This is a genomic window from Bradyrhizobium sp. (assembly GCF_019244115.1).
GTDB lineage: Bacteria > Pseudomonadota > Alphaproteobacteria > Rhizobiales > Xanthobacteraceae > Bradyrhizobium.
Genome location: NZ_JAFATE010000306.1, coordinates 1 through 3118 on the forward strand (window position 1 = coordinate 1; position 3118 = coordinate 3118).

The window sequence follows — 3118 nt, forward strand, 5'->3', positions numbered from 1 at the left end:
GAAGCGGGCCTCATCGGCCAGCTTGCCGGGATTGATCTCGAAGGCGCGGCTCTGGCCGGTGCGGCGCAGATACCGCCGGTAGGCGGAATTGCCGAGCAGCGCTTTGTCGCCGCGCTTGACCCGAGTTTGACAGTGGGATTCGAAAACTCTTGTGTTGTCGGGTTCTTGTAGGCGCGCGGTCGCGCCTTAGTGCCTATCCCGGTAGGCAGAGGCGTGGTGGATCACCATCTATGATGAATGCTGAAAAGGACTGGGCTGAAGGCCAAGAGACGACCTGTTCGGGATGATGGCTGGCGTCTGCCGGATAGACTGTGGGTGCAGATGGAGCCGTTGCTGCCACCGCGGCCGAAGCACCCGCTCGGCTGCCATAACCCGCGGGTGCCGGACCGGGCGGCGATGGACGCGATCTTTTTCGTGCTGCGGACGGGGTGGCAGTGGAATGCGCTGAGGGAGACCAAGATTTGTTCCTCCTCTTCGGCGCACCGGCGCTTTCAGGAGTGGGTCAGGGCCGGGGTGTTCGCGACGTTCTGGCGCCAGGGGCTACTGGCCTATGACGCCCTGACGGGCATTGACTGGACTTGGCTGGCGCTGGACGGGGCGATGGGGAAAGCGCCGCTGGGTGGGGGAAAAAACCGGCCGCAATCCCACGGACCGGGGCAAGTCCGGGGTCAAGCGCTCACTGCTGACCGACGGCCGCGGCGTCCCGCTCGGGGCGGTGATCGACGGGGCCAACCGCAACGACCATAAACTGATGCGTCAGACCCTCGCGGCCATCCCGGTGCGGCGCCCCAAGCCGACCCGCCGTCAGCCCCAGCATCTCTGTCTCGACAAAGGGTTCGACTATGACGAGCCGCGCGCCCTGGCAGAGGCGTTCGGCTTCACCCTGCATCTGCGCAGCCGCGGCGAGGAAGCCTGGGCCAAGCGTCACGCCCGTGCCAAAGCACGACGCTGGGTCGTCGAACGCACACACGCCTGGCTCAACCGCTTTCGCTCCATCCTGATCCGCTGGGCCAAGAAGCCCGCGAACTATCTGGCCCCGCTCCACCTCGCCTGCGGCATTATCACCTGGCGTCACGCCCTACCGAGATAGGCACTTAGCACTACGTTTTCGCCGGTTTCTGCAACAATTCAGGCCGCTGCCGGGAGCTCCGCGTCCTGGATGTTGGGCGGCAGGGCGACACCGACCGCCTGGAACGCCTTGCCGGCTACACCGGTCGTCGGCGTGCGCAGGATCAGGCGCTTGCTGTCCTGCACGACGGTGATCTCCTGCAGGCGATCGAGATCGGCGAGCAGGTCGCGCCACTCCGGCTTCAGCCGTGCGGCTGCCAGCCGCTCCTCCAGCGCCTTGCGCAGCACCAGGGCGAGGAAGCTGCAAAACACATGGCCGCGGATCGCCGCGTCGGTCTGGTGATAGATCGGTCGCGTCGCCAGCAGCGCCTTGGCCGAGCGGAACAGCTGCTCGACCACGAGCAGCTCGCGGTAGCGGCGCATCACCTCGAGCGGATGCAGCCGCGTGCTGGTGCGCAGTACGTGGAGCCCGTCGTAACGGGCATCCTCGGCGACCCGTGCGTCATCGATCTGGAAGTGCCGTTCATCGGGCGTCTTCAGGTAACGGCGATAGGCGCTGTTGCCGACCAGCGCTTTGTCGCCTTGCGTGAGTTTGGCGCGCAGGGCCGCGAGCACGGCGTCGCGGGTGCGGGCGGCCTGCGCCGCTTCGCTGAGGTTGCGGCAGACGATGTAGCGGCGCTCGCCGACCATGACCTCCTTGGCCTGCAGCTCGGTGTCGGACCGTCCGGCGCGCGGGATGACCAGCGGGACGCTCGGCGCCGGGTCGGCCAGCACGACCTCGCGCACCTCCTTGGCGCTGCGCTCGCGCATGCCGAGGATGTAGTCAAGGCCGCGTTGCTCGAGCGTGGCGATGGTTGCACTGCTGACCATGCCGCGGTCGGCGACGACGCAAACGCGCGCGATGCCGAAGCGGCTGCGCAGTCGGTCGATGACGGGGATCAGCGTCGTCACATCCGCCGTGTTGCCGGGCCACAGCTGCGAGCAAACCGGCCGTCCCTGTTGGTCGAGCACGACGCCGACGATCATCTGGTTGAGCTGCGGCCGATGGTCCTTCGAATGGCCGCGTTCGCCCAGGCTTTCGCCGCCCTCACCCTCGAAATAGAGCGACGTGGTGTCCATGAACACCACGGAGAGATCGGAGAATAGGTCGCGTCGGCAGGCGAACAGCCGCTCCTCGACGAGGTCCTTAATGCAGCGTGGCACCAGCGTGCGGCCGGCCTGCTCGTCCTCGGGCAATTCCTCGCCGAGCCAGGCCATTGCTCGATACAGGTGATGCAGCTGCAGGTCCGCGACGCCGTCGATGCGATAGTCCTCGCGCCACTGCTCGCAGGCACGATCCGAGCCGGAGACCATCAGCCGGTGCAGCACGGTGAGAAAGACCGCCCGCTCGACCGGGAAGCCAAAGCCGCGACCGTCGAGCAGTTCGTGCAGGACCACGCTGCACTGGCTATCGCGCCAGAGCCGCTCGAACAGCAACGGCGGGCCGATGCGCTTGCAGGCGAGTTGCAAGGCACCGTCCGCATCGAGCGCGGAGAGCACCAGCGAACGTTGCGCCAGCCGGGCGGCGGAGCGGGCGAGGCGATCGAGGTCGCCGCGGCGCTCCACCTCCTCCTTGCGGCCGAGGTTGCGAATGATGCGCTGTTTGACGCGCCCGTCCTCACGGACGGTTTCGACCAGGTAGACGTAGCTGTAGGAACCGATGCGCTTCTCGCGGACGAACATACCCCTAGCATTCAGAGCACAGGCGAGTCGTCAATCACTAAATGCCTAGTAGCCGCAGAATTTAGCACTACACCTTGCGCCATGCCGGCGGCCGCTCCTATAGCAACCTGACAAGACGCGATTATTCAAACCGATATCGTACCGACAGCCCGCCAACTGTAAAAGATGGGTCAAAATAGGCGATGGCACCAGAGCGACACGTCGCAGTTCGATCTATAATACTATCCGCCTTAATAGTTCATATGCAATCGCGTTCTGGACAGCTTCACGACTCGTAGAAATGGTACAGAAGAATGGAGATACAATCCTTCGTATTCCACGAAAATTG

The 3118-nt window shown here is 65.0% G+C and carries 2 protein-coding genes; one reads left to right on the top strand and one right to left on the bottom strand.

Translation table 11 applies throughout. The annotated features are described in order from the left end of the window. The first annotated feature begins 321 nt into the window (after nucleotides 1-321). Nucleotides 322-1090 (top strand): IS5 family transposase gene (locus JOZ76_RS13690; RefSeq protein WP_291699162.1). Its coding sequence is split into 2 segments (ribosomal slippage): nucleotides 322-621 and nucleotides 623-1090, totalling 768 coding nucleotides; the frame shifts between segments, so codons are not numbered across the junction. A gap of 38 nt (nucleotides 1091-1128) precedes the next feature. Here the strand turns inward: JOZ76_RS13690 and JOZ76_RS13695 are convergent. Then, nucleotides 1129-2790 carry an IS1634 family transposase gene (locus JOZ76_RS13695; RefSeq protein WP_291699161.1) on the bottom strand — a complete coding sequence of 554 codons (1662 nt, stop codon included), beginning with the start codon at nucleotides 2788-2790 and terminating at the stop codon, nucleotides 1129-1131. Nucleotides 2791-3118 lie beyond the last annotated feature (328 nt).

Excerpts from the sequence above, each read along its gene's own strand:
- JOZ76_RS13695 (WP_291699161.1), bottom strand. The coding sequence starts at position 2,790 with ATGTTCGTCCGCGAGAAGCGCATCGGTTCCTACAGCTACGTCTACCTG.